At 56.0% G+C, this 24,738-nt stretch carries 21 protein-coding genes and 1 pseudogene; 13 read left to right on the forward strand and 9 right to left on the reverse strand.

The genetic code is table 11. The annotated features are described in order from the left end of the window. Nucleotides 1-132: 132 nt before the first annotated feature. The 8 genes and pseudogenes from FrondiHNR_RS00430 (at nt 133) to FrondiHNR_RS00465 (ending at nt 10,781) form a co-directional block, all read left to right on the forward strand. Nucleotides 133-882 (forward strand): helix-turn-helix domain-containing protein, encoded by a 750-nt coding sequence (locus FrondiHNR_RS00430; RefSeq protein ID WP_279353290.1) that lies wholly within the window; start codon nt 133-135, stop codon nt 880-882. Between the two features lie 116 nt (nt 883-998). Then, nucleotides 999-1,796: an alpha/beta hydrolase gene (locus FrondiHNR_RS00435; RefSeq protein ID WP_279353291.1), complete on the forward strand. Its 798-nt coding sequence runs from the start codon at nt 999-1,001 to the stop codon at nt 1,794-1,796. Between the two features lie 376 nt (nt 1,797-2,172). Beyond that, the gene (locus FrondiHNR_RS00440) at nt 2,173-2,784 is read left to right on the forward strand and encodes a hypothetical protein (protein WP_279353292.1); all 612 of its coding nucleotides are present in this window, start codon (nt 2,173-2,175) and stop codon (nt 2,782-2,784) included. Then, nucleotides 2,781-5,558 carry a DUF6531 domain-containing protein gene (locus tag FrondiHNR_RS00445; protein ID WP_279353293.1) on the forward strand — a complete coding sequence of 926 codons (2,778 nt, stop codon included), beginning with the start codon at nt 2,781-2,783 and terminating at the stop codon, nt 5,556-5,558. The genes FrondiHNR_RS00440 and FrondiHNR_RS00445 overlap by 4 nt, the downstream gene beginning before the upstream one ends. A gap of 13 nt (nt 5,559-5,571) precedes the next feature. Further along, nucleotides 5,572-6,366: pseudogene (locus FrondiHNR_RS13105) on the forward strand (hypothetical protein); the annotation flags it as partial. Nucleotides 6,367-6,375: 9 nt separating this feature from the next. Further along, the gene (locus FrondiHNR_RS13110; protein WP_347567139.1) at nt 6,376-9,366 is read left to right on the forward strand and encodes an RHS repeat-associated core domain-containing protein; all 2,991 of its coding nucleotides are present in this window, start codon (nt 6,376-6,378) and stop codon (nt 9,364-9,366) included. A gap of 61 nt (nt 9,367-9,427) precedes the next feature. Continuing rightward, entirely contained in the window at nt 9,428-9,886 is a 459-nt protein-coding gene (locus FrondiHNR_RS00460; RefSeq protein WP_279353294.1) for a hypothetical protein, read from the forward strand. Nucleotides 9,887-10,289: 403 nt separating this feature from the next. Beyond that, on the forward strand, nt 10,290-10,781 hold the full coding sequence (locus FrondiHNR_RS00465; RefSeq protein ID WP_279353295.1) for a hypothetical protein: 492 nt from the start codon (nt 10,290-10,292) through the stop codon (nt 10,779-10,781). Between the two features lie 70 nt (nt 10,782-10,851). Here FrondiHNR_RS00465 and FrondiHNR_RS00470 read toward each other — a convergent pair whose 3' ends face one another. Continuing rightward, nucleotides 10,852-11,058 (reverse strand): helix-turn-helix transcriptional regulator, encoded by a 207-nt coding sequence (locus FrondiHNR_RS00470; RefSeq protein ID WP_347567110.1) that lies wholly within the window; start codon nt 11,056-11,058, stop codon nt 10,852-10,854. Next, nucleotides 11,033-11,452, reverse strand: a complete 420-nt coding sequence (locus FrondiHNR_RS00475; RefSeq protein ID WP_279353297.1) for a hypothetical protein — start codon at nt 11,450-11,452, stop codon at nt 11,033-11,035. The genes FrondiHNR_RS00470 and FrondiHNR_RS00475 overlap by 26 nt, the downstream gene beginning before the upstream one ends. A gap of 573 nt (nt 11,453-12,025) precedes the next feature. Here FrondiHNR_RS00475 and FrondiHNR_RS00480 point away from each other — a divergent pair. The 3 genes from FrondiHNR_RS00480 to FrondiHNR_RS00490 all read left to right on the forward strand — a co-directional run bounded on the left by FrondiHNR_RS00480 (nt 12,026) and on the right by FrondiHNR_RS00490 (nt 13,974). Next, nucleotides 12,026-12,505: a hypothetical protein gene (locus FrondiHNR_RS00480; RefSeq protein WP_279353298.1), complete on the forward strand. Its 480-nt coding sequence runs from the start codon at nt 12,026-12,028 to the stop codon at nt 12,503-12,505. Nucleotides 12,506-12,583: 78 nt separating this feature from the next. Further along, complete coding sequence (locus FrondiHNR_RS00485) at nt 12,584-13,243, forward strand: hypothetical protein (protein ID WP_279353299.1); 660 nt, start codon at nt 12,584-12,586, stop codon at nt 13,241-13,243. A gap of 434 nt (nt 13,244-13,677) precedes the next feature. Continuing rightward, complete coding sequence (locus FrondiHNR_RS00490; protein ID WP_279353300.1) at nt 13,678-13,974, forward strand: hypothetical protein; 297 nt, start codon at nt 13,678-13,680, stop codon at nt 13,972-13,974. 105 nt (nt 13,975-14,079) lie between these two features. Here FrondiHNR_RS00490 and FrondiHNR_RS00495 read toward each other — a convergent pair whose 3' ends face one another. Together FrondiHNR_RS00495 and FrondiHNR_RS00500 are read right to left on the reverse strand one after the other, a co-directional pair. Beyond that, nucleotides 14,080-15,468, reverse strand: a complete 1,389-nt coding sequence (locus FrondiHNR_RS00495) for an aminotransferase class I/II-fold pyridoxal phosphate-dependent enzyme (RefSeq protein ID WP_279353301.1) — start codon at nt 15,466-15,468, stop codon at nt 14,080-14,082. A 165-nt stretch (nt 15,469-15,633) separates the two neighbouring features. After that, nucleotides 15,634-16,389: a GntR family transcriptional regulator gene (locus FrondiHNR_RS00500; protein ID WP_279353302.1), complete on the reverse strand. Its 756-nt coding sequence runs from the start codon at nt 16,387-16,389 to the stop codon at nt 15,634-15,636. Nucleotides 16,390-16,615: 226 nt separating this feature from the next. Here FrondiHNR_RS00500 and FrondiHNR_RS00505 point away from each other — a divergent pair, with 226 nt between their 5' ends. Together FrondiHNR_RS00505 and FrondiHNR_RS00510 are read left to right on the forward strand one after the other, a co-directional pair. Next, a complete protein-coding gene (locus FrondiHNR_RS00505) occupies nt 16,616-17,995 on the forward strand; it encodes an MFS transporter (protein WP_279353303.1) in 1,380 nt (459 codons plus the stop codon). After that, nucleotides 17,995-19,191, forward strand: coding sequence for a M20 family metallopeptidase (locus FrondiHNR_RS00510; RefSeq protein WP_279353304.1), 1,197 nt, complete (start codon nt 17,995-17,997; stop codon nt 19,189-19,191). Before FrondiHNR_RS00505 ends, FrondiHNR_RS00510 begins: the two co-directional genes overlap by 1 nt. Before the next feature lie 53 nt (nt 19,192-19,244). On the opposite strand, the gene FrondiHNR_RS00515 is transcribed toward FrondiHNR_RS00510, so the two are convergent. From FrondiHNR_RS00515 to dgt, 5 genes are all read right to left on the reverse strand, one after another. Next, the gene (locus FrondiHNR_RS00515; protein WP_279353305.1) at nt 19,245-19,733 is read right to left on the reverse strand and encodes a VapA/VapB family virulence-associated protein; all 489 of its coding nucleotides are present in this window, start codon (nt 19,731-19,733) and stop codon (nt 19,245-19,247) included. A gap of 539 nt (nt 19,734-20,272) precedes the next feature. Next, nucleotides 20,273-20,782, reverse strand: a complete 510-nt coding sequence (locus FrondiHNR_RS00520) for a VapA/VapB family virulence-associated protein (protein WP_279353306.1) — start codon at nt 20,780-20,782, stop codon at nt 20,273-20,275. Nucleotides 20,783-21,123: 341 nt separating this feature from the next. Then, nucleotides 21,124-21,615, reverse strand: a complete 492-nt coding sequence (locus FrondiHNR_RS00525; protein ID WP_279353307.1) for a VapA/VapB family virulence-associated protein — start codon at nt 21,613-21,615, stop codon at nt 21,124-21,126. Nucleotides 21,616-22,026: 411 nt separating this feature from the next. Then, nucleotides 22,027-22,482 (reverse strand): DoxX family protein, encoded by a 456-nt coding sequence (locus tag FrondiHNR_RS00530; protein WP_279353308.1) that lies wholly within the window; start codon nt 22,480-22,482, stop codon nt 22,027-22,029. Between the two features lie 536 nt (nt 22,483-23,018). After that, nucleotides 23,019-24,587 (reverse strand): dGTP triphosphohydrolase, encoded by a 1,569-nt coding sequence (dgt, locus tag FrondiHNR_RS00535; protein WP_279353309.1) that lies wholly within the window; start codon nt 24,585-24,587, stop codon nt 23,019-23,021. Nucleotides 24,588-24,738: the final 151 nt, after the last annotated feature.

Genomic DNA, 24,738 nt, shown 5'->3' on the forward strand with positions numbered 1-24,738 from the left:
GAGATATTGAACCTGAGACTAGAGGATACATAATGAATGAGTCAATATAATTTACTAGTAAACTTTCAAATTTACTAGTAAATTGTCTGCTTTGTGTTTACCCACAATTAGAATGACGGTACGATCAGGCTTGTGACAGCAGCTACACCAATTCTTGCCGCACCAACTCTCGCTGACTTTTTGCGTTGTGCGCGTCTGCGCAGAAATATTGACAACGATGTTCTTTCGCAAAAAAAGCTTGCTGTTCTTTCGAATGTAAGCGCGCCTTACATAAATCTCCTTGAGAACAATACTCCAAACGTCAGGAAGCGCCCCTCGAGACAAAAGTTCGCTCAGATATTTTGCGCACTCTCACTCACCCCAGAAGAAATAGCTCACGCTTACACCCTTGCTGAAATAAAACTTCCCGAGCCAGAAGGGAACACACTTCCAATTTTTGATAGGAGAGAACAAGCCTACATCGACCAGCTTAATCCGTCTCTTGCCGGGCTTGTCAATGAATATTGGGACGTTCTCGTCTCTAACGCTTCCTACCGCGATTCCTTTCCTGGCCTTGCAGGAATTGGCAATATTTTACTGTGGTTTTTCGAGGAAGAATCATCACAAGATGTCATGATGGAATGGGAACTTGAAGCTGAACTAACCGTCTCTTGGCTTCGGAGTAGAACTGCACTCACTCCAAACAACCCTCGCCTCCTCGCTCTTTTTGAAAGGCTCTCTCAAAACGAGACCTTTATGAAAATGTACTCCAAAACCGGAATCGTCACTGATCGATCTTCACCAGTGATGCTTCTCAATGGTTCCCGTATTCTCAACGTTCGTCTTTTTCCGCATCCCTCGGAAAAAGGCTTGTTATTATTCCTAGCCACGGAGGCCTCTTGACGTGATTTTTCTCAGGCGTTTCCTCGCCGGTAGACCATTGTTCGAGCGTTCAACAACCTTCAAGACGTTAGCCACAACTTGCCCTACTATTTCTCAACTACTTCGGAACAGGTAACATGCACTATTACAACACGCCCCATGGAACTCTTGCCTACTACGACTCGGGGGAGCGAGATGGAGCAAACTTACCTCTCGTTTGCCTCCATGGTTTCTTCATGAATCACACAATATTCGCACCCCAAGCCGAAGCATTTTCGCATGAACATCGTGTTATCAGCATAGATGCCTTCGGGCATGGAGATTCTGAACCCGGCCAGCTCGGGTACACCTTTTGGGACCAAGCTCAATATGTCGTGGAGCTCTTAGAGAGTTTGAACATTAAGAGAGCGATTTGGGTAGGGCATTCGCAAGGCGGATTTATTGCTCTCCGCGCAGCCCTACTTCACCCTGAAACGGTAGCGGGGCTGATCTTAATCGGCTCAGAACCATCAGCGTTGGAGCCCGAGGTTAAAGAAATGTACGTTAACCTCTTTTCCCATTGGTCAACTAGTGATGGGCCCCCTGATGCTGTCTTAGACGGACTGGCAACGCAACTCTTGGGGCGCCCCGAATACTGGGGCACATGGCCGCAATCCTGGAAAAGTATCTCAGCAAGAGATCTTCAGCCCGCAATTGATTGCCTCCTCAATCGCGATGACCTTTCAGAACGCCTTCCGGAAATTACGGCTCCGGCACTGGTCATCGCGGGTACAGACGATCAAGCAATAACAGAGGATCGCACAAAAGCTTTAGCTAATGCGTTACTTGGCGCTGAGGGAGCACACCTTATCTCCGGGGCGGCACACGCGCCCCACCTTACTCATGCGGTACCAGTGAATGATTTGATGAGTAATTTTTCCCGTCTTCTCAAATAAATAGGCTCACCCTCAGAAAGATTTTCAATTGCATAAGTATTTATGACTTAAGCACAATGACACCAATCACTGATGTATTCTCACCGTTTTGACAATAGGAATCTGCCCGATGCGCGGGAGGGGGTTCCGCATCCAAACCCTGTTGATGAATAAGTTACGAAACAATTTTGTGGTTTTCTTTTGGGTGGTTTTATCGAGTGTTTACGCATAAAAATAGGAAAAAGGTTTCGTGTCGTTATGTAATGTGTTCAATCAGTGTGTTTGATATGTGCTAGCGTCACTAACGTAACATCTCCAGGGGATCAGATGTGCGTCACTTCAGTGTGAACGCATCTGATCTTTTAATGCCCCCCGATCCTTTTGAGGAGTACCCCCGATGAAGTTTGTGCTTCGGTTTGCTGCTGCTGTTTTTATCGCGTCGGGGATGCTCCTCACCAGCAGTACCGCGGTTATTGCGGCGGAATCGGGTGTGAGCGATATCGATAATGACCGGATTCCTGACACGGTTGAACTGGCTGTGTGTGGCTCGTTAGCGTGTGCCACGGGCGAGGAAGACGCGGATGCGGACGGTATCGCTGACTGGGTGGAGATCATGGCCTGCGGCAACGCGACGTGTGCCTCTGCGACAGCCGATACGGACAAAGACGGTATCCCCGATTTTGCGGAGAAACTCACCTGTGGCAATAACACGTGTGCGAAGGGTAAAGAAGACGCGGACGGTGACGGCATTGGTGACTGGATCGAGTTTGTGATCTGCGGAGACCGTAGCTGCGCCACCGGAGCAGAAGACTACAACGCAAACGGTATCTCCGACGCCGATGAACTTGCCGCGTGTGTGGTGGTTCCCGGCGGGAGCCTCGCCCTGACGGGTGTGTTTTGGGGGTTGATCGTTCTGCTTGCGCTGTTGTTTGTGGCACTGGGTGTGACGCTGCAGATTCGTCGTAAGCGCAAAGCCGCCGCGGCGAGTGTGGAAAGCCTCTCGCTGTGAACCGGGCGCGGCATACCCGGGGCGGAGCACATGTGAACCCCGGGGGTAAGCGTACGGAGCAGGGTGTGGTGGGACAGGGTGCAGAGACCGGCCCCGGGGGTAAGTGTACGATGCGTGCTTCTTTGACGCGTGATTCCCTGCTGCGGCGGATAACTCTGCCCTTCGGCCTCAGGCGAGTGAGGCACGGTTTTGCTCGGGTAGGAAAGATCGCCCTGGTGGGCTCGGCAGTGTTGGGCTTGTCGCTTCAGCTGGGTGTTACTCCCGCGTTGGCAAGTCCTGCGGTGGTGCAGGCGTACGTGGCGGAGCAGAATCTTCGGGAGGTGCGTGAGGCTGCCGCCCGCGCCCAGATTGCCCCCGAGCGGGAAGAAGCGCCGGGCGAGGTGGTGGACACCCTCGCGCGAGGTCAGATCACCCCGGGTAAAGAATCCACCATTGGCGAACCCCGCAGCGGCGCGTCGGTATCCTTCTCCGGGTTTAAGATCGAAGAAGAACTTGATGTGACGGTGTCGTCCCTGCCCGACCGGGCGGCCCGGACGGCCCGGTCAGAAACCGGTGGGGTTGTGGTGACTGACCCGATCGATATCAGCGCGACCACGGATACTGGCGAGCAGGTGACGTCGTTTCCCGCGGAGGTGGAAACGGGCCGCGACAGTGAGGATGAACCCGAACGGGTAGTGAGTATCGTCCCGGGTATCTCCCTGGATATTCCGGTGGAGAAAAAACGTATCACAGACCTGGATACCGGGTCACTCAAGATTTATACCCGGGAGGGTCTAGGCGCGGCGTGGAGTGTGATCCCGTCCTATTTCGATAAGGACACGCACAGTGTGAAGGGTGAGATCGATCACCTCTCTCAATTTGCCGTGATCGGGGAGAAGTTTGTGCCCCCACCGGGTCCGGTGATCGTGCTGGACCCGGATGATGATGTGGGTCACACGGAGGGCCCTAACGGTCCGATGACGGAGCTTCCGCAGAACATTCGTCTCGCGCAGGGTATGCGGGATGCGTTTGTGAATAGCTGTCGGGCGAACGTGGTGATTACCCGTGAGGATCCGGGGGTGCGATTTGTGTCACACGCGACTCGTGCGGGGATCGCGGCCGCACAGAACCCGGCGTTGACAATCACGTTGGCGTTTGACGCGTTCCAGGGACGCCCCTGGGGTACTGAATCCTCGGGCGGATCAAAGGTCTATCACCGCGGTGCGACTCTGAACGATCAGGCAGTGGCCGCGTTTATGGTGGATAACCTTCCCGCCTACACCAGCCGCCGAGCGTTGCATACCTCTTCAGTGAACTACCCCAATAGTGCGTTTGATAGGTTGCCGGGTGCGGTTGCTCATCTGGAAACTCTCTATATTGATCACAACTTTGATCGTCCCGTGATTGATAACGGGTTCCAGCACATCGTGAACGGTGCCTTTACAGGTGCGGGTAAGTACCTGGAATCGGTCGGTTTTGATTGCACGGATCCGGTGACGGGTGGGTGGCCTGCCCCTCCGAGTGATGCGGAAAAAGCGAAGTGGCGAAACCTGGGGTATCAGAACTATCTCATGTATGGGGCAGACCCGGTGTCGTTCTCGACCGGTAACCTGATCGAGGACGAACCCATCTTTACCCTCACCGGGAGTGGTGGACAAGAACTCGACCTGACCCTGATTTATAACTCGCAGGACGGGCGGGAAAGCCGGGTGGGTGCCGGATGGTCCTTCGGCGTGGGTGCCCGGGCGCAACGCTTTGATGACGGATCCGTGATGGTTGTGCGCGGCGATGGTGCCTCGTTTGTGTTCACCTCCAACGGTGTCGGTGGATACATTGGCGAGAGTGGCCTGTATCAAACCCTGACCGAGAACGGTGATGGAAAGCTCACATTGACCGCGGTGGATGGCGAAAAATGGGTGTTTGACGCCGCCGATATTGAGGGCATCGGCGAATTGGTGCAGCACACCGACCGGCAGGGAAAGTCTTACACCCTCACCTACGCTGCTGGGAACCCGGATGTGCACCGGTTCGTGCCCCTGGCCAGTATCACGGATGGTTCCGGTCAGACCGTGACGGTAGGCAGTGACGGTTTAGGTCGTATCTCCTCGTTCACCCACCCCGACGGTCGTACCTGGTCGCTGGGCTACAACGGTGCCGGGGATCTGGTATCGATTACGAACCCGGATGGTCGGGTACGTGGGTTTAGCTATGACGGTGCGCACCAGATGCTCACCGCGACCGACGCGTCCGGAGTGACATACCTGCGGAATGAGTTTGATGGTGAGGGCCGGGTGGTGCGTCAGCGGGACGCGGACAATAACCTGCGAACCTTCTCCTACGACCCCGGGGCGGGCACCACCACGTATGTGGACAACGAGGGTACCGAAACGCTTTTCCACTACGACAGTAAATCGCGCATTACCGGCACGACAAACGCCGCGGGCAAACGCTCCTCCTACGTCTATGATGATCGTAACCAGGTCACGAAGCATACGGACGAGGTGGGAAACACCTGGGCGTACACCTACGACACCAGTGGAAACGTGACCACCGAAACCCTGCCCGATGGTTCGGTGGTGTCTTACACCTACACGCCCGCCGGGGATGTGGTGTCCGTGACAGACACGGGTGGCATGGGCGGTGCGCTACGCACCGAAACCTACGATGTTGACCCGTTGGGGTTGGTACGGGGAACCCATCTGCCGGATGGTTCTACGACCCGTAACGATTACGATGCCCTCGGAAACCTGACCCGCCTGGTGGATGAGGCGGGGAATGCCACCGTGATGACGTAATGACGGTCGGGGAAACGTCCTCACCGTCACTGACCCGTTGGGTGCAACTACCTCCTATACGTACGACCTTGCCAACCGGGTCACGCAGGTGACTGACCCGAATGGCGGTGTGACGACGCTTCGGTGGGACGCGGGGGATCGCCTGGTGCAAACCACCGACGCGTTGGGTGCGGTCACCGGTTATGAGTATGACGTTCTTGACCGCCTTATTCGCACCACCGATGCTGTGGGTGCGGTGACGAACTACGAGTGGGATAACCTCTTTCGTCTGGTGACGGTTACCGCAGCGGACGGTGGAGTCACCGAGTACGAGTACAACGCTGAGGATGACCTGACCCAGGTCACCGACCCGAACGGTGCCACAACTCGGTTTGTGTTGGATGAGCTCTACCGTCCCAAAACGGTGGTTGATCCTAACGGCGGCGAGTGGTCTCGGGTGTATGACGAAGTGGGAAACGTGGTGGAAACCACCACCCCCACCGGGGCTACGACTCGGCTTACCTACGACAAGAACGGTCGCCCCACGGTAACCACGGGCCCAACCGGTGCCGTATCGAAGGTGGAGTACGACTCTGTCGGACGAGTCACCTCGACGACGACCGGGTCAGGCGAGAGGGAAACCACCACGAAACTGACCTATGACCTACGGGACCGGGTGGTATCGACCACGAACCCGGACGGGAAAGAAGCCACACTGACCTATGATGTGACGGGTAATGTGATCTCGTCCACGGATGAGGCGGGACGTACCTGGGAGTTTACATATGACGCGGTGGGGAATCTCACCGGGCAGATAGACCCTCTGGGCGGTGCCACCGTGTTTGAATACGATCCGGCCGGGAACCTGTTGTCGGTCGCGGACGAGATCGGGAGAATCACCACCTATGAGTATGACGCGGTAGGGAACCTCGTATCCTCCGCCGATCCGCTCTCTCATGCAACGGTGTTTGAGCACGACGCTCTGGGGCGAGTGGTCGCAGAAATCGACGCGAACGGTAACACAAAAGCCACCGAGTACGACCCGACCGGGGCGGTCACAGCGATCGTGGACGGGCTAGGTGCCCGTACCGAGTTCGGGTATGACAAAACCGGTAACCAGACTTCACGTACCGACGCCAGGGGGAACACCACCCGGTATGGGTATGATCCGGCCGGTCAACTCACCGAGGTTATTGAGGGCTATCTCGAGATCGCCCCGGCAGCAGACGTGCCGGATGTGAACGTGACGACCCGATACGAGTGGACCCCGGACGGCCTCATGAGCGCCATGACCGACCCCACAGGAAATACCAAGTCTTTTGAGTATGATCCGGACGGTCAACTGCTTCGCGAAACCAACCCGTTGGGTAAGTCCTGGGTTTACACCTACGATGACCTGGGCCGGGTTACTCAGGAAACCGACGCGAACGGCAACACGAAACGGTACACGTATAACAGGGCTGGGGATATGATCCGGGTGGCGTATCCCGGACAAGACGTCACCTTCGAATACGACGCTGTAGGTCAACCCATCGCGATGACCGACCCGTTAGGGGTTACCGGTTGGAAATACGATCCTCTCGGACGGGTCACAGAGCAGCTTGACCCGAACGGTTCTAAGCTTTCGTATACGTATAACGCTGCGAGTGAGTTGATGTCTTTGCGGATGCCTGCGGGTGAAGACATTGGGTATACCTACGATGCGGCTTCTCGCCCGGTGGCGCAGTCGTCACCGTGGGGTGATATCGCGTACGAGTGGGATGCGGCAGGTAACCTGAAGCAGGTCTTACGCTCTACTGGTGTGGCGAGTACGTATGTGTATGACGCGAATAATCGTCCCGTGCAGATAGGTCACACGACTCCTCTGCCTAATCCGGATGCGCAGCAGCCAGCTTCGGTGGAGGATTCCCCGCTTGTGCAGCGCGCCCCGGATGCTGCGTGTCTTCCGGCGAGTTCGTATCTGGGGAATCGTACGGTTCCGAAGACCCAAGGGATTCACTGTGTCAAAACCGCTGACTATCTCCAGGGGCGCACGACTCCGGAGATTGTGAGCCCGGTTGCTCAGGGCGAGGCGATTCTGTTTGACTACGCGTATGACGAGGTCGGGAACGTGGCCCAGGCTACCCGTACGATTGGGTTGCTTTCGGATAGTGCTCCGGCGGAAGAACTCGAGAGCGTGGACGAAGACGCCGCCACGGGCGGTGGTGGTGTGAGTGGTGCGAACCCTCGTCCTGGAACGGGTGCGAGCCCTGGTGGTGGTGTTCCTGCGCCGGATGAAGGTGTGGTTCCCAAGCGTCCCGCACCGTTAGAAGTACTGCCTGGTTCTCGGGCGGAATCGCACGAGTTCTCTTACGACGCGTTAGACCGGGTTGTGAAGGGTGTCTCTTCTACGGGGATAACATCCTCATACGGTTATGATCCTGCGGGAAACCGGGTCTCGGCTCGGGTGTCTGACCCGAAGGGTCAAACGGTTACGAAATCTCTGTTTAATCAGGCGCAGCAGCTTACCCGTTCTGTCACTACCGGCACGGAAGGGTCTTCGTCAGTGGTGTACGGGTATGACGCTAACGGAAACCGTGTTTCCCAAGAGGGCACTGCTGGGGGCCGGATGGTGTTTGAGTACGGGGTGAATGATCAGCTCTCCCGGATAGTGTCGGGGGAGCGGGCAACAGAGTATTCGTATGATGGTTTGGGTCGGGAGCTCTCCCAAACCAGTGTCACCGGGTATGGGTCGGTTACGACTGAGAGTGCCTGGTCGGGCACGTCGGTGGTGCAGCGTTCTAATACGGTTTCGGGTGTGACTGCTTTGGTGCGAGACGCGTTGGGAAACCTTGCGTTACAAGCGGGCGAGGACATTGACGCGAGGTGGGCGTTATTGGACGGGGTAGGATCCACTGTGGCTCAGGTTGTGGGTGGTTCTGTGACAGAGCTTGCAAACTATTCGCATTGGGGTTCTCAGGATTTCGAGTCTGTGGGGTGGGATGCTGCTGTGAACTTCACGGGTGAGACCACTGATGCTGGTTACGGGTTGAGTATGTATCTGTCGAGGACGTATGATCCGATGGCGGGGGTGTGGTTATCGCAGGATTCCTGGCGTGGGTTGTTGATGGAGCCTCAAACGGTAGCCCGGTATGGGTACGTCCTTAACAGTCCAACAACGTTGACGGATGAGTTAGGGTTCAAGCCGTTAGGAAAGTGTGATGGTCCGTGTCAACCCTCGAAACCTCCGGCGGGTAAGTATCTGTGTTATATCAACGGGAAGCCGTATGAGTGTAACGAGGCTGCGGGTACGAGCCGTCCGGTAAATCCGACGGTGACGCAGGGGTATAAGAACCAGGTGGTGTATCAGGCGAGCGTGAGTAAACCGCAGGTAAAACCGAAACCTACGCCCTCTACGAGACCGCAGGCAAAGAGCCCATCGGGTAATAACGCCTTTGTTGCTGAGACTCACTGTGCGGGTGCGGGGAAGTTTCAGCGGTGTCAGGAGCGTGGTTCTGCAGCTACGGGTGTTCCGTTTGCGTTGTTGTCCCACTACTTTTTTGGTGGCGGCGCAACCGTCTACTTAGACTGGGGCTACTTCAAGCGAGATAGGGCTTTTTATAATTGGGTTTATGCAAATCTGGCAGTTGGTCAAGCGAAGCAGTACACTCCTCTCGGAGATAACCTTTCGATGCATATGGCTATTGGTACATACACGATAACGAGAACGTCGCAGAATTGTTTTACTGTGTATTATTTATATAATTTTGATCCAGATAAGTGGACGAATGTTCCGTATCTTCCTCTTTATGTGGGGAACAAGTGGGGCTTGCGCGTTCTTTTGAGGTGAAGGCTACTGGGTGTTTTTGATGGGGCATGTTAGATTCAGGAAATTTTTAAGTTCTTGGAAGATGAAGTTTTTCGGGATTATTTTTTTGGTGGTTTTTCTTTCGATCAGCATCTTTGCTTTGTGGTTATCCGGTTACTCTGGGCGGTATCTTGCGGCGGTCTTAGCGCCTGGAATAAGTTTGGGTCAGTATGAGATTGTGGGCGGTGGTTCTTGGGGAGTGTTCAATGCTGCTGGCCATGTATTGATGCGAGTCGAGCCTGAAACTGTTCATCGCCTACTGGAGAGCAAGAAGGTTTTTACAAATTGTGACACTGCGTTAGAGTGCCCGTCTCCTCTCTGGGCACCTAAAAACTATGTTCTTGAAAATGTATGGGACGACTTGGAAGGGCATGGCTTTTACGTTCGGGATCAGTGGTTCTGCACGTATAAAGGAGAAGGCGGAACGCAAATTGCTGACCTTGATGTTATGTGTGTAAATGAGTCCGAAAATCTAGTATATTTTGGTCGGTATTATTCTTAGAGCTTCCTACGTAAGTTCCCGGGCCGCTCCTAATAGCACTACGGGCAGCGTGAGCGCGGTGGTAGAGGCTGCAAAGCTCGGGTTGTGGCCAGTCAGAGCATTTGGTGTATTTTGGGCGTTTCCTCGTACGCGCCAGATTAACATAACAAAGTATTATTCAACTCTTTAAAAAACAACTCATAGTTATCAAAATTCACGCGAGTCTCCTATTGAAGAAAGACTAGTTATGCTGCTAGCTTTAACATCGCCAATTATATAGTTTCAATAATTTAGAAAGAAAACCAATGTCGCTTCGCTTGTCCAAAACAATGACGTTCAAAAATACAGTAATCGGTTATGGCGCGCTCTTTTCTCTCATCGGTGCCACTTTAAAGCGACTCCGCAGGCCGCATCGGCTCAGGAATTGATACCGGAACAGTCACGAGTATCTCTCTCCGAGCTTTCTGCAATCAGCAACACAGAAATCTCGCCCACAGACTGGCAAGTAGCTATCGATGGCCTGATTTCTAGCAATCTCTCGAGAACGGCAAAAACGCTACCGACAGTCATTGAATACACTTTTCAAGTTCCTGTTGAAGGCCGCACAGTGGCATTTACAGTCGGCACACCACGAGACGGCCTTATAGCACCTCGTCTCGGTGTAGGAGAAGACAAGAATGGGCCTTATATACTCTTCAACCAAACCGATCAAGATTTCATTGCAGCGGGTACTTTCTGGGTTGTCGGTGCAGCACTATGCGCTATCCCCGCTGTAGGCTGGGTCGGATGTACAGCGCTCACTGCCCTGCTGGCCGCTGTCGGAGTGTTTCTGGCTAACACCGGAAAATGCAAGAACAACAAGCAACTCAAATCCTATATTTTCAACCCCACTGTCGGACGTTTTTCTTGCGTCTAGCTAACGCTTTTATCTCATGAAGTGGTTGTTTCTTTTTACGGTGTTTTTAGGCGTAAAAAGAAACAACCATTCAGGATGGTAAGAATAGCTCCTCTACAGAGGTATCCAAGACTTTGGCAAGCATGAAAGCCAGCGGGAGGCTTGGATTGAGTTTGCAATTTTCGATCGAGATAATGGTCTGTCGTGAGACACCGCACCGCTCCCCTAATGTTGCCTGCGACCAGCCTTTCGCTAAACGCTGAGACCTCACGTTATTCTTCATCCGGCTCTCCCCCATATGATCTCACCAGCAGACGGTATCTCACGCCGTAGTCGATCAGAATCAGAAGAAGCAAGGCCACCGGAAGAGCCCATCCTGGAATCACGGGAAAAAACAGAAGGATCGCTAAGGAAAACGTGATCACCACAATCAAGTCGCGGAATACAGCAACACTCACACGATTTGCGATTAAGTTTTCTATGCTCGATTCGGATCTCGTAAAATTTTTCTTTTCGTGCCCTCGCTTAACCGTCAGCACTCCGATGAGAAGTCCGAGAGAACATATACCATAAGACACCCATTTTACCCACGGGGGTGGTGGAACTGGTTGAAGATTTATCAAGCCCAGTAGCAAACCGTATGCAACCATTACGATCACAACAACAGAAAGATACTTAATCCAGAGCTTCATCGGAGTCCTTCACGGGATATGGCACAAAAATATGCGTAAAGACATCTTTACATATCGCTGCTGCCTGTACAAGCAAGAATCAAAATCAGTATGCTGAAGTGGTTGCACATGTGCGGCAAAAACCGAGAGACACCCCAGCCCGCTCATCTTTAAGTAGGCGGGTCCTTTTAGTACCCACCTGACGAAGAAACCGCCCCGTCTGACAAAAATTCTTCTATATTACGAAAAGCCCTTACTCTCCCAAAGCGGCCAAGAAACGCCTGTGAAATCCTGCGATGTCAACGCTCTGACTGGGTTTGCACTTACCAGGCAGCGGGGAGAACAGAGATTTTTGAGCTTGATGTTATGTGTATAAACCAGTCAGAGCATTTGGTGTATTTTGGGCGTTACTATTCTTAGGGAAAGAGTAGTTGCCAATGGCTACTGGTGTAGGAGCGATGATGAGAAATGATGTTGTTCCGGTCTTTGAATGTGAATGGTGTGTAACTAAGCTGCTGAGGCCTGGGGTTGCTCCGGTTCGAGCTTAGGGACTCCGTCGTTTAGCGACTGGAGAGAATAATGGAGTAAATTTACATGGCAATAATACTGAGGTGTATCGCTGTTGATATGAGTCAGCTTCCGGAATCTTTTGTGGACGAGCTGGGTGAGTCTATGGGAGAGACCAGGTTTCACCTGACTCTGAATAAGGAATATATGGCGATGGGTATCACTAACCAACGTGGGGAATGGTGGTACTACATTGAGGATGACTTTGGTAGCAGTTATCCGATATGGCACCCTCGGGCGATCTTCGTGGAGGTGGATGACCTAATTCCTGAGAATTGGGTCTCTTGTGATCACGTGGGTTACAACGGCGAGAAGTACACGACGGTAAGTTTTCCTGAGTGGGCTCGTGATCCGTATTTCTATGAACGGCTTGTTGGCGGGGACGAGGTAACGGTAGCGATTTATGAGGCTGAGCGGGAGAAACTTTTGGTTCCGTATCGCCCGGCACCTATCGAGCCTGAGGAGGATAAGTTCTATCGGTATGGGTTTGAACTTGGGGTTGGATGAGTGAGATTTCGGTTCTTGGTGCCAGTAAGCTCGGGTGCGGGGTTAGCAGCGAGTGCGGGACGGAACAAAAGGGGATTCGTGTTGAAGAGGACAGTTGTTCTTTCGGAGCGGGGGCAAGCTGAGTACAATCGGCACAGGACGCTTCAGTATCTTTTGATTCCGTTTGCCCTGTGGAGCGCTATTTCCCTTGTGTCACGGCTCGCAGGTGGTTCTTCAGCGTCTTTCGGTGATTGGCTTTCAAAGAATGGCAGCCCCCTCTCCGTCGGTCTTCTCCTGGCGGTCGCAGTAGTGATTCTTATGATGTATGTTCTTGCTTACAGCCCTAGGAAGAAGCTGCGTATGATTCAGCGCAGTGGTTTTTCTGGTGACCTATTTCTTTTGCGCAGGTCGTTTGGTTTATTTCCCGATCTTGAGGCGAAGGGCGGACAAAAGCTTTTTAGTATTTTTGAAGACGAAATTATGGTTGTGGGCTTTTCCGTTGAGGAGGTGCTGATCTGGGGTAACCGGCAGGGGGCGCTCCCGTATGTAGCTCTAAAGCTTTCTGAGATACGTGATGCTCGTTTGGGGTATGGACGGTCGATTTCCGGTAAATCGTTGGGTCTTGAACTGCGGATCAACACCGTTCCTGAAACCAGGGTCGTTCTGTTACTTCAATCCAATGAGACCCTGGGCTTCTTTCGTATCGGCTATGAGAGGCTCACCGCAGTTGTGGATAGGGTGGCGGCAAGCCTCCCCTAAAAGCGGGTTGTGCTTGGTGAGTAAAGCGCGTTTTGAGCCATTAAAACCTCAATATTTTGCATCTACTCTGGGGCTAAACGTAAAGTAGGGGGGTTGAGGTGGGACGCAAATGGTTGGCGTTCACGAAGCACCGTTAATCCACTGCGCAACCTCGGGCGTCAGATCCACGCTGCTCCTGTTCCTCGCGGAGAAAAATTTATCACGCTCACCCCTCAGCGTGTGCTGCAATAGAAGAGGGCTCCAGGGGCTCCTCGAGATTTCTCAGCTGTTTGTCGGGGAGTGGCTGCCGGGTTGATCTGATCTTTATCCTGTAACAGTTATCCTGAGGTGTACGAGTGTGTGGTGATGGGAGGTGTCTAGTTCTGGTCAATATGGAAGAGGCTGCCGTGCAGGAGCCCCCTCGGTTATTACAGGGTGTTTCCGCGAGAATGAGGATGCAGATAATAAACGTTGTCGCGCTGTTGCTGATGGCGTTTATCCTGATTGACGGTGTATGGGTGCTTCTTTTCTTTTTGGACGAGTCTTCCCTTCAGGCGTTCCTGGCTGTTGTTATTGTGGGGGCGGCACTGCTGCTCATCCTGGCCGTGTGGAGTGTGTGGCGGATCCGGGCGGAGCGTCGTTTGGGCTACACAACGCTTGAGCGTAGGTTTCGTCACCTGTATCAATTGGACGCCAAAACGGGCGCCGTGATTCGGCAGCCGGGAGAGGCCTTTCCCGAGAAAATAAGCTGAGACCCGAGGCCGGGACGCGGACCAAAACGCTAGGACGTGGGGCCGAGTGCCGGGGCGTGGATCCGGATACACGTCCCAGCATTTCGGAGACGCGGAACCGAATCGCTAGGAAGCGGCCACAGACGCCCCTGACGACCGGGGATTCTCGGCAAGCATCGAGTCGATGATCGCGTCCACCTCCGCAAATGACAGGTCGGGGTGCAGGAAGGCGAGGCGGGCCACGGTTTCACCATCCCACGCGCTGGGGCTGATAAACGCGGTTCCCTGCTGAAGAAGCCGCTGTGCCCACTCGTTATAGTCGGTGGCGTTCCATCCCGCGCGGCGGAATACCACCACCGACAGCTCGGGTTCCCAGAGCAGTTCGAGTTCCTGCGATTCCCGGATGCGCTGGGCGGCGTACTGCGCCAATTCGATTCCTCGCTCGATGGCCACGCTGTAGGCGTGGGTGCCGTGAACGGAGAGGGAGAACCACAGGGGGAGTCCGCGGGGGCGCCGGGTGAGCTGGTAGGCGTAGTCGCTGGGGTTCCATTCGGTGGGCGAGCCGGTGTGGATGACGTCGAGATAGGATTCGTCCTGCGTGTGCACCGCGCGGGCAAGGTGCGGTTCTCGGTAGAGGAGAGCCCCGCAGTCGAAGGGGGTGAACAGCCACTTGTGCGGGTCGATCACTATGGAATCTGCCCGTTCGATTCCCGTCAGCCTGTCCCGAAAGTTTTCCGAGAGTAGGAGCGCCCCGCCGTAGGCCGCGTCGATGTGGAACCACAGGTTTTGCTCCGCGGCGAGGAGGCCAATCTGGTCGAGTTCGTCGATGATTCCGGCGTTTGTGGTTCCGGCGGTTGCCACCACTCCCACCACGGTTTCCGGGTTGGGGTCGGCATCGAGGGCGGCGCGAAGCGCATCGGCGGTGAGGCGGTAGCCCGGGGTGGGAACAACCAGGGCCGTCATGCCCAGTAGGTTGAGGGTGTTGGCCACCGAGGAGTGTACCTGGTCGCTCACGGCGATCCGGCAGGTGTGGTGTGGGATACCGCGGCGGCGGGCACCCGTGTCGCGGGCCACCGCCAGGGCCGACATATTTCCGGCGGAGCCTCCGCTCACAAACGCACCCCCGGCCCCCGCGGGGAGTCCGGCCTTAGTCGCGAGGAGCTGGAGCACCTGGTTTTCGGCGGCGATTGCGCCGGAGGCCTCAAGCCACGACACCGCGTGAAGCGAGGAGGCCGAGAGCACCATGTCAAAAAGGGCTGCGGTTTTGGCCGGGGCCCCTGGGATGAAGGAGAGGAAGCGGGGTGAGTCGCACGAGATCACGGTGGGCTCGAGGTGCGTGGCCCACGTGGACAAAACGTTTTCCACGTCGCGACCCTCGGGGCCGATCAGGTCCGAGAGAGCCTCGGTAATGTCGTTGGCGTTACCGGTGCGCCCCAGGGGGGTCGGATTAAGGCTGAGCCGATTGCGGACGTGAGAGAGAACTGCGTCGCTGATTCGCGGGTCTAGAGTGTGCATCAACCAACTTCCTTGTGTGGGCGACCGGGTGTGGGTCATCCGTCAATCGCGTAAATGGACTCTATCAGACCCATAAACTCCTTGTCACGTTGGCCGTGTGCCGGGAGGGTTCGGATGGTGCCGGATGGTGCGAGCGGTGACACGGAAAGCGGAGCCGTGACGCGGCTACGACTCCAGCGCGAGGAGGAGGCGCCCAAACTGCTCCTCCGACTCGCTCAGGTGTCCGCGCATGTAGCGTTCTGCGGCGGCCCCGTCCTCCGCCATGATGGCGGCGGCAACAGAGGCGTGCTCCAGGCGAAAAACGTCGGCGAGGCTCGTGCGCTCGCCGTAGACGCTGTGCCAATCGGAGTGGAACCAGAGGGTGTTGGCGCTGAGAAAAAGTTCGGTGCGGGCATCCGCAACCGCCCGGTGGAGAACCGGGTTGCCGGAGGCCTCGGCGATCAGTAGGTGAAAGTTTGTGTCGACCCGGTGATACGCGCTGAGGTCCGGAACCTCCTGGTCGAGAAGGTCCACAATAGCCTTGCGGATGGCCGTAGAGCCGCGTTCAGCCGCGAGCCTGGCGGCGGCGGGTTCAATGATTCTGCGGTATTCCATGTGGTCTCGCAGCATTTCGCGGAACTCGGCCGCGATGAAGGCGCGATCGTTTGCGAGGTCTGTGGGGGGTTCGAGCACGCGGCTTCCGCCGCCTCGGCCCAGGGTGGTCTCCACCACGCCCTCGGCGGCGAGCGAGCGGATGGCCTCGCGCACCGTGTTGCGGCTCACGTCGAGCGCCGCGGCAAGCTCGCGTTCCGTGGGGAGCCGCTCCCCCGGGGTGAAGCCTCCCAGGGCGATGCGCTTGCGGAGGATGCCCGCGACCGTTGTTGCGGATGACTCCCGAGAGCGCGTGCCGGGTGGGGCGGGCGGCTGTTTAACATCATCCATATCTTCGACGATAGCGCGAAAAGACTGTAGAGACTGCGTTAAAGAGGCAAAAAAATTGCACGAAAGTGTTGCGGCGATCGTGTTCGGGGTGTGAAAGTTCGTGCAAATGAGACGTTCACATTTGACAGTGGGCGGGATGCGGCGGTATCTTTTCACAATGAATTTGGGTCAAGTTAGACCCAAATATCTGATCGATGCAGAGTAGCACGGTTGAAAGGGGCCACTCGTGAGCACAGCAGTAGATACCAACCCGTCTTCACCCTCACCCGCAACACCATCGCAAAGCACTCGGGTGAACAAGCCATGGAAGGTCGCCTCGGCTACCCTTATTGGGACGAGCGTCGAGTGGTACGACTACGGCATCTACGGATTTGCTGCCGCTGTTGTCTTTCCCACGGTTTTCTTTCCCACCCTCGATGCGCCGGTCGCGATCCTGGCCTCCTTTGCCACCCTCGCGGTGGGATCTCTGGGAAGACCCATCGGCGCGGCCATCTTTGGCCATATCGGGGATCGCCACGGACGAAAGAAGTCCCTTTTTATCTCGCTCATGCTCATGGGGCTTATGACAGTAACGATCGGCCTATTGCCGGGCTACGCCGTCATCGGGGCTGCCGCGCCCATGATTCTGCTTCTTATCCGCATTATGCAGTCGCTTGCGGTGGGTGGTGAGTGGGGCGGAGCGCTGCTCTTTGCGGTGGAGAGCGCGCCGAGGCGTTGGCGGGCGCTCTTCGGCTCCTTCACCCAGATGGGAAGCGGCCTCGGGTTTTTCATGTCCTCCGGCGCTTTTAGTCTTATCGCCCTTCTGGGGGACGAAGCCGTGCTGGAGTGGGCCTGGCGACTGCCGTTCCTCGCCTCCGCCGTGCTCATCCTCACGGGACTGTACATCCGCTATCAGCTTGAGGAAACCACGGAGTATCAGGCTGTACAGAGGGAAACCGAGAAGAAGGCGCGTGTCGCAAACCTCCCGCTCTTTGAGGTGCTGCGCAGCTCCTGGGATGTGCTGCTGCTCGCGATCGGAGGGTTCCTCGTGACCATCGCGGGCTTCTACATCATCGTGAACTTCATCTCTGCCTACTCGGCGGATCAACTGCAACTCTCCGCCGGAGACATTGCCAACGCCGGCATGGTGGCCTCCACCGTTTCGATTGTCTTTACCCCGATCGTGGCCATTGTGGCCGATATGTACGGGGTGCGCCGGATAACCATCCTGGGGTTGGCGCTGCACCTGGCGGTGGCCTGGCCAATGTTTATGCTGCTCGATTTGGGAACCTCGTGGGGTCTTTTTGCCGCGATGAGCCTCGGAATGTTTGTGAGTACCATCGCCTACGCCCCCATCGGCACCCTGGTGTCTGGCTGGTTCCCGGCCGAGGTGCGGCAGACCGGGCTCTCGCTCGCCTACCAAATATCCGGGGTAATCGGCGGTGGCCTCACCCCGATGGTGGCACAGTTCCTATCGATACAGGACGGCGGTGGATGGAGCACGGTCGCCCTATTTTTTGCGGGCATGGGTGCGGTGAGCCTCCTCTGCGTGCTGTTCAAGCGCGGCCCGGGGTATCTTAGTTTTGGCGATAAGGCCACCGCGGGTGCGCAGGAGAGGAGCCTTTAGTGTCTCATACCGTTGAGGAGGCTGTCGAGGAGCAGCGCGCGGCGCTGCTACAACTGAGTCACAGCATCCACGCCGAACCGGAAATAGGGTTTGAGGAGCACCGGGCGGTGCGGCGAGTAGCCGACTACCTGGCGCAGCACGGGATCGACTCGACAATCGGCGGATACGGTCTGGCCACCTCACTCGAGGCGCGGGTGGGTGAGGGCGGTCCCGTGGTGGCTTTTCTCGCGGAGTACGACGCGCTTCCCGACATCGGCCACGCGTGTGGACACAACGTGATCTGCGCCGCCTCCGTGGGGGCTTTTGTGGCCCTCGCCTCACGAATCCGGGAGATCGGCGGCACGGCCGTTTTGCTGGGAACCCCGGCCGAAGAAAACGGCACCGGGAAAGAAATTATGGCGCGGGCGGGTGCCTTTAACGGGGTCGATGCGGCGCTGATGATTCACCCCCACGGCGGCCCGGATATTACCGAGACCGCCTTTTTGGGGTTGCGCGAGGTAGAGGTAACCTTCCGCGGGCGTTCGGCCCACGCGTCTGCGGTTCCCCACCTGGCGCTTAACGCTCTCGACGGTGTGGTGGCCGCCTATCAGGGGGTGGCTGCGCTGCGTCAACACATTCTTCCGAGCGATCGGGTACACGGGATTATCACCCACGGGGGCGAGAGTCCCAACGTGATCCCGGCCCACGCATCGGCTCACTTTTATGTTCGTTCGGCCAGCCTTGAGCGGTTGGCCGACATCTCACGTCGGGTGCAGCAGATTGTCGACGGGGCCGCCGCGATGTCGAACACTGCGGCGGAGGTGCGCTGGGATGCCAATCCTCCCTGTGTGCCGGTGCGCTTTAATCGGGCTCTGGGTGAGCGATTTATTTCACATCTTGGTGCACGGGGGCGTACCGTACACCGGGATGATCCGCGCGAGGATGCCAGCACCGGCTCCACAGACCTGGGGAACGTGAGCGTTCGGGTGCCGTCAATTCATCCCATGGTGGGAATCGCGACGGGTGCGGGGATCCACACGCAGGATTTTGCGAACAAGGCAGTGAGCGCCGAGGCGGACCGGGCGGTTATCGACTCGGCAATTACCCTAGCCCACACGGCCGAGGAGTACCTGGTCTCGGAGGAGCTTCGGGTTCAGGTGCGGGCCGAATTCGAGGCGGACGGTGGTGTTGTGGATCTTGAACAGTTGTTCGCGTGAGCGTGGCGAGGGCATAACTGGAGCGTGCCCTCGCCGCACTATAGAGGGTGGTGTTAGCTCCAGGAGGCGGTTCCCCCTCCCGTTCCCAAGACGGTTGATATCGCTCCCGCAAGAATGTAACCGAGCAGGTGTGAGTTACCGTCAAAGAAGTTAATCTCAAGGCCGAGTGGTGTTGAGTTTATCTGGAAGCTGACCGTGTCGGAGAAGAGCCGAGCGAGATCGTCCGTGTGTAGTCCGGCGTTGACCAGTACTCCCGCCCCGGGGGTAAATAGTCCCCCGGCATCCCCGTCGAGGTGCTTGCTGCTTCCGCCGCCCTTCATATCAATGTGTAGACGAGAGTAAAAAAGGGCCCCGATGACGGTTCCTGAGACATCGTAGACCTGGTCTTGAGTACCCTGAGAGGTGGTGTCCGAAACGGTGTGTGCCGGGCGTTCCTGTGCGGCGGTCGGGGAGGCGTTGGCCGGGCCGGCGGTGAGGAGCGCTCCCGTTGCGAGGCTGAGTCCTACCGTGAGTGCCAGAGCCTTGACGATTACTTTTTTCATGATCTTCTCCTTATTAACTGGTTATCGATTCACGAATCCGTTTCTTTCACTGTTCATTTCTCGTGGCGAGTATCACGCTGCGCGGGGGATGACTTTGCCGTGTAAAACGGTCATCCATCGTGGCGACTTGGGGGTCTCCTCGGTGAATCTTTATTCGCTTGCCCAAAGCGTAGTTTATAAACCTAGTTTAATTAAAAGGTTTTCTTATGATTTTGCTGAGTGTTGTTGGCGCGTGACTTGGCTTCTCGAGGCGTTTGATCGCTTTGTTGAGGGTGCCCAGCGCTGTCCGTGTGTGAATGCTCATACTGAGGATGTACGACTTTTTCCGGTTTATTGACCGGGGTGTGCGGGTGTGAGTCGGAGTACCTTTCTGGTGGTGATCCTTAGTGCAGCTTCCACACGAGTACGCCCCGTGTCGTCTCAATGCGTCGATACGGGGCGTACGGTTTAGGGGGTGTGTAATTTTTATGCGGTGATTGTTTGCGTGAGCGCGACGAGGGCATGACTAGAATGAATTCTCGCCACGCTGCAGCAGAACCTTAGGGTTGTTGTTTAGACCAGGACGCGGTTCCGCCGCCCACGCCGACTACGGTTGAAACTCCTCCTGCTTCTAAATGACCGAGGAGGTTTGAGCTGCTGTCAAAAAATAGCACACTAAAACCAGCCGCGGCGGCGGTGATCTGGAAGCTCACCGTGTGGGCGAAGAGTCGTTCGGAATCATTTGTAGACAGGGTTCCTGTGACTAAAGCTCCTCCGCCCGGAGTAAATATTCCCCCGGCGTTCCCCTTGAGGGTTTCAAATACCACGCCGCTTCCGTCTTGCACCTGAACGCCAAGCTGAAGATAAAAGATAGCGCTGGCGACGTTTCCAGTAACATTATAAGTTTCTTTGAATTTTTGGGAACTTACCGTTTCTGAAGGGGCGTGGATTGTTTTTGCTGGGGAGCTGCTTAACTGGGTGGCGTTGGCGGGGCCTGCCGTGAGTACTGCTCCTAATGCGAGACCGAGTCCTGTCAGGAGGGCTAGGGGCTTACGTATGGTGTGTTTCATCTTCTCCCTTGATTCTTATCGACATTGGTAATTTAGTAAGCCTCTTTATGTTGTCAGTGAACAACATGGCTAGAGGCAATTAAAGCAATTATAAAAATATCAGTGAAAATATAATTCATCCATGGATTATGCTGATAAATTTTGCTTATAATCCTAATTATATGACTCTGGCATATAAATGGCAATAAAATAACGTTGCTTATGTTATTTCTTTGTTGCGCAGGGATAAGTTCGAGATCGGGGCGTCTGTGGCGGGGATTCCCCTACCGACTCAGCAATTGACCGGGGTCATCCCGCGGTGGAGTGTCTGGTCTCGCAGGGGGCGGAGGTTCGGCTTGAGGTTAGTACCACCAGGATGCGGTTCCTCTCCCGGCTCCAAGCGCGGTTGATGCTGATTCCGCAAGGATGCGGCCGAGCATCTTCGTATCACTGTCGAAAAAGCTCACCGCAACACCACCTGGTAATGAGACTACCCGGAAGGTTACCGTGTCGGATTGGAGTCGTTCGAGGTCATTGGTATAGAGCTCAGCGTTAATCAATGCTCCTGTCCCGAGGGTAAATATGCCATCGGCGTTGCCGTCGAATCTTGGAGCGCTTCCGTTCTCCATCTCAATGTGTATGCGAGCGTAGGCGAAGGCTCCTATGATGGCTCCGAAGGCAACATAGGTCTGCTCTTGTGTATCCTGCGAAGGTGTATCTGAAACGGTCTGTGCCGGGCGTACCTGTGCGGTGTGTGGAGGGGAAGCGTTGGCGGGGCTGGCTATATGAGCTGCACCCGTTGCGAGACTAAGCCCTGCTGTGAGGGCGAGGGCTTTATGGATTGCATTTTTCATAATCTTCTCCTTGTTGCTGGTTATCGATTCATGAATCCGTTTCTCACTGCTCATCTTCTCGTGGCGAGTATTGCGTTGTGCGAGGGGTGATGTGTAAAACGGTCATCCATCGTGGCGACTGGGAGGGGTCGTCTCGGTGAATCTCTTATTGCTTGCCCAGATTATAGTTTATGAACCTGGTTTAATTAAGAGATTGTTGTGCGATTGTACTTGGCATTTGTAATACGCAGCTTTTTGTCTGAGGGTGTGCGTGTTTGTGTGATTGCGCTGGTGGTTTTCTGCCCGTGAGTGCCTGTTGTGCTTTCCGGTGCTCGCCTCTGTGGAAGCCAGATCCCCATGCGAGCGCGCCCCGCATCGTCTAGCGTATTGATGCGGGGCGCAGCGAGTCTCTCGAGAAACCGGTACGGCTCTCTAGGCGGTTGTGGTTGTATACATCATGCGGCAAACCGCGTTATCGTGGTTGCCAAATAGAAGTCTGTCGATGGATAGCGGTCCGGACCCCACCAGGGCGATTGCGAGCGCTCCCGCCGCCAGCGTGAGCACAAATTCGTAACCGCCATCCTGAACAAAAATTCCAGAGGGAGCGTGGACCATAAAGAGGGCGCCGAGCATGCTGAGGGTAAGTAAGAGGGCAAAGAGTCGAGTAAGAACTCCGAGAATGAGAGCAGCTCCTCCCACAAGCTCCAGAGTGGCGACGGCAATTGCTGCGATGTCTGCGGCGGGGATGCCCATCTCGGTGAAGCTTCCCTGCGTTCCGGCAATCGTAAATTCAAAGTATTTTTGCCAACCGTGAGCAAAGAATATAAACCCAAAGGTAAGGCGAAGAATCGTTGAGGCAACGGCAAGGTTTTGTGCGGTACGTGTCATTCGTTCACTTTCGTTGAGGGGGTACGAGAAGTGGGCCGACAACGATGATGCTTGGAGGTTGGGGCCGCAATAAAACACTGGCAGAAATGTTTGACCCAAACCTCATCTTTCAGCCTTTGCAGATATTTTTCCCATGAATTTTCCAGGAAAACTGTGTCTACTCGGTCGCTGTGAGCGACATTAAAGCAATTTAATTTCCTTTAATGTGTCTTAAAGTGCGCTCAGAGCGAGTGTTGGTGAGGCTGGGATACTTGGGTGTCTCTTGCGGGGTCGGACAATCCGACCCCGCAAGGACGGCGTGCATTGGTAGTTCGGGGGACGTCACCACCAAGGCTGCCTGGTTGTCCGTGTCGTCCTTGCCCACGAATATGAAAATTATATCAACCGAGTTTATTATTTTTGTTCCGATAGAAAAGAAATAAGATCCTTTGACCTACTGTTCAGCTTTGGTTTACGAGGTGTTAGCGATCAATCGAGATGCGTCAGGCGCACGCGGCCACTGCCGAACCTACTGCTCAGCGTGCAGGTGGGTGGCGTTAGCGTGAACCCCCCAATTGCGCGGCGACCGTGAGCGCCTGGGTATCGGTGAGCGTGGCAACATAGTCGATCACGGCACGCCCCCGGCCACGCCGACGCAGGCTGTTCTCGTCGGTGGGCCCCCGCAGGAGCTCAGGGTTATCGCGGTGGAGAGCACGGTAGGCCTCCGTGGTGGAGTCCACCCACTCGACCAGGCGGCGCGGCGCGCGTACAGCATCATTCGGGTCGGTAAGCCACTCGTCTAGGCCCAACACAAGCGATTCGACGATGCGGGCCTGGCCCCGCTGCGATGTGGCGAGGGAGGGATTTTCCAAAACAAAACGGGAGTGCACAAACTTAAGCACCAGCACGTCGTGCCAAGCCTGGCGCTCCAGCTGAATGTGTCCGCTGCGAACGTGCGGGTTGGCTTCTACCACGATCGACCCCTGAAGCCGCTCCAGCCAGCGGTGGGTAAACATCGAGAGCGTGCGCTCGGTGGCAGTTCCTCCGTCAAAGGGAACCGCGAGAAGATCCTCCACAAGTTCGTTATTAATTCGCTGGACGGATGCCCGAAATGCGTCGTCATCGGCAATCCACGTGTCCCGCGCTTTAATGCGACGCCGAAGAATCTCCAGGGAGTAGCCGGGGTTGCGCGGATGCTCCAGCAGGCTCTCGAGGGGTGCCTCCGAAAAAGCGCGCTGCTCCCGCAGCCAGGTGCGTAACTCGGCGGACACCGAGGGCTGCTGAAGCACCCCCGCGCGGTAGAAGTCGTCGAGGTCGTGTATTGAGTAGGCGATGTCATCGGCGATATCCATCACCTGACACTCGATAGTCTGCTGCCACCGCCCAATCTGCGGATACGCCGACCTCACCGAAGCCGCCTCGTGCGCGTGCAGGCTGTAAATAGAAAACTTATGGGCCCCGGACGAGTCAATATCGCCAACACCGTGGGGTCGCTCGTGGAGTGGCAGATCGCTGTGGTTTAGCCACTCTCTCCGGCTCCACGGATACTTCAGTACGGCCGCCCGAACCGCCGCCGTGAGGTTCAGTCCGGGCTGGGCAGCGCCGTGAGTATCAAGCTCGGTGAGGATGCGGAAGGTTTGAGCGTTCCCTTCAAAACCCTCCGGTAGACCAAGGTGCTCTCGCGCAACCCGGTCAAGCACGCGTTCCCCGAGGTGACCAAAGGGCGGATGTCCCAGGTCGTGTGCGCTCGCGGCGGCCTGTACTACAATCGGATCACAGCCTCCCAGGCTCTCCACTATGTGCCCGGCTTGACTCTTATCGTGGTGCAGATTGACGGCTATTGCCCGTCCCACCGAGGTGACTTTAATCGAGTGGGTGAGCCTATTGTGAATCGTTGAACCCAGGTTCGCCTGGGGGATCACCTGGGTTACGGCAGAGAGCCGTGAGAAGTAGGGGGAGAAACGGAGCCGTTCCAGGTCGGTTCGGTAGTCGTGTGTGGCATGAGCGCCGGGAACGGGCGCCTCGGACACGGCGCGGGCATGCCGGGGATCGTCGTGTTTTGTGTGGGAAGGACTGTCGGGCTCAAGGCTGTCCCGGGACTGCCAGGGGGCATTGGGTGTGTGCACTGGTGAGTCTTGCTGTGTTGCGGACTCCGCTGTGTGGGAGCGCGACTGTGGTTGAGGGTCCGACACCGTGTGAGTACCTCCTGATTGTGGTCTACATCAATGGTAGGGCGTGCCTCCCCCGTCTGCACACCAGATGACTCTAATGTCTATT

This window comes from Lysinibacter sp. HNR (assembly GCF_029760935.1).
Lineage (GTDB): Bacteria > Actinomycetota > Actinomycetes > Actinomycetales > Microbacteriaceae > HNR.

Coding starts and splice junctions, on each gene's coding strand:
- FrondiHNR_RS00435 (WP_279353291.1), top strand. CDS start 999: ATGCACTATTACAACACGCCCCATGGAACTCTTGCCTACTACGACTCG.
- FrondiHNR_RS00525 (WP_279353307.1), bottom strand. CDS start 21,615: ATGAAAAATGCAATCCATAAAGCCCTCGCCCTCACAGCAGGGCTTAGT.
- FrondiHNR_RS00475 (WP_279353297.1), bottom strand. CDS start 11,452: ATGAAGCTCTGGATTAAGTATCTTTCTGTTGTTGTGATCGTAATGGTT.
- FrondiHNR_RS00480 (WP_279353298.1), top strand. CDS start 12,026: ATGGCAATAATACTGAGGTGTATCGCTGTTGATATGAGTCAGCTTCCG.
- FrondiHNR_RS00470 (WP_347567110.1), bottom strand. CDS start 11,058: ATGGGGGAGAGCCGGATGAAGAATAACGTGAGGTCTCAGCGTTTAGCG.
- FrondiHNR_RS00520 (WP_279353306.1), bottom strand. CDS start 20,782: ATGAAACACACCATACGTAAGCCCCTAGCCCTCCTGACAGGACTCGGT.
- FrondiHNR_RS00530 (WP_279353308.1), bottom strand. CDS start 22,482: ATGACACGTACCGCACAAAACCTTGCCGTTGCCTCAACGATTCTTCGC.
- FrondiHNR_RS00495 (WP_279353301.1), bottom strand. CDS start 15,468: ATGCACACTCTAGACCCGCGAATCAGCGACGCAGTTCTCTCTCACGTC.
- FrondiHNR_RS00440 (WP_279353292.1), top strand. CDS start 2,173: ATGAAGTTTGTGCTTCGGTTTGCTGCTGCTGTTTTTATCGCGTCGGGG.
- FrondiHNR_RS00500 (WP_279353302.1), bottom strand. CDS start 16,389: ATGGATGATGTTAAACAGCCGCCCGCCCCACCCGGCACGCGCTCTCGG.
- FrondiHNR_RS00460 (WP_279353294.1), top strand. CDS start 9,428: ATGAAGTTTTTCGGGATTATTTTTTTGGTGGTTTTTCTTTCGATCAGC.
- FrondiHNR_RS00490 (WP_279353300.1), top strand. CDS start 13,678: ATGCAGATAATAAACGTTGTCGCGCTGTTGCTGATGGCGTTTATCCTG.
- FrondiHNR_RS00515 (WP_279353305.1), bottom strand. CDS start 19,733: ATGAAAAAAGTAATCGTCAAGGCTCTGGCACTCACGGTAGGACTCAGC.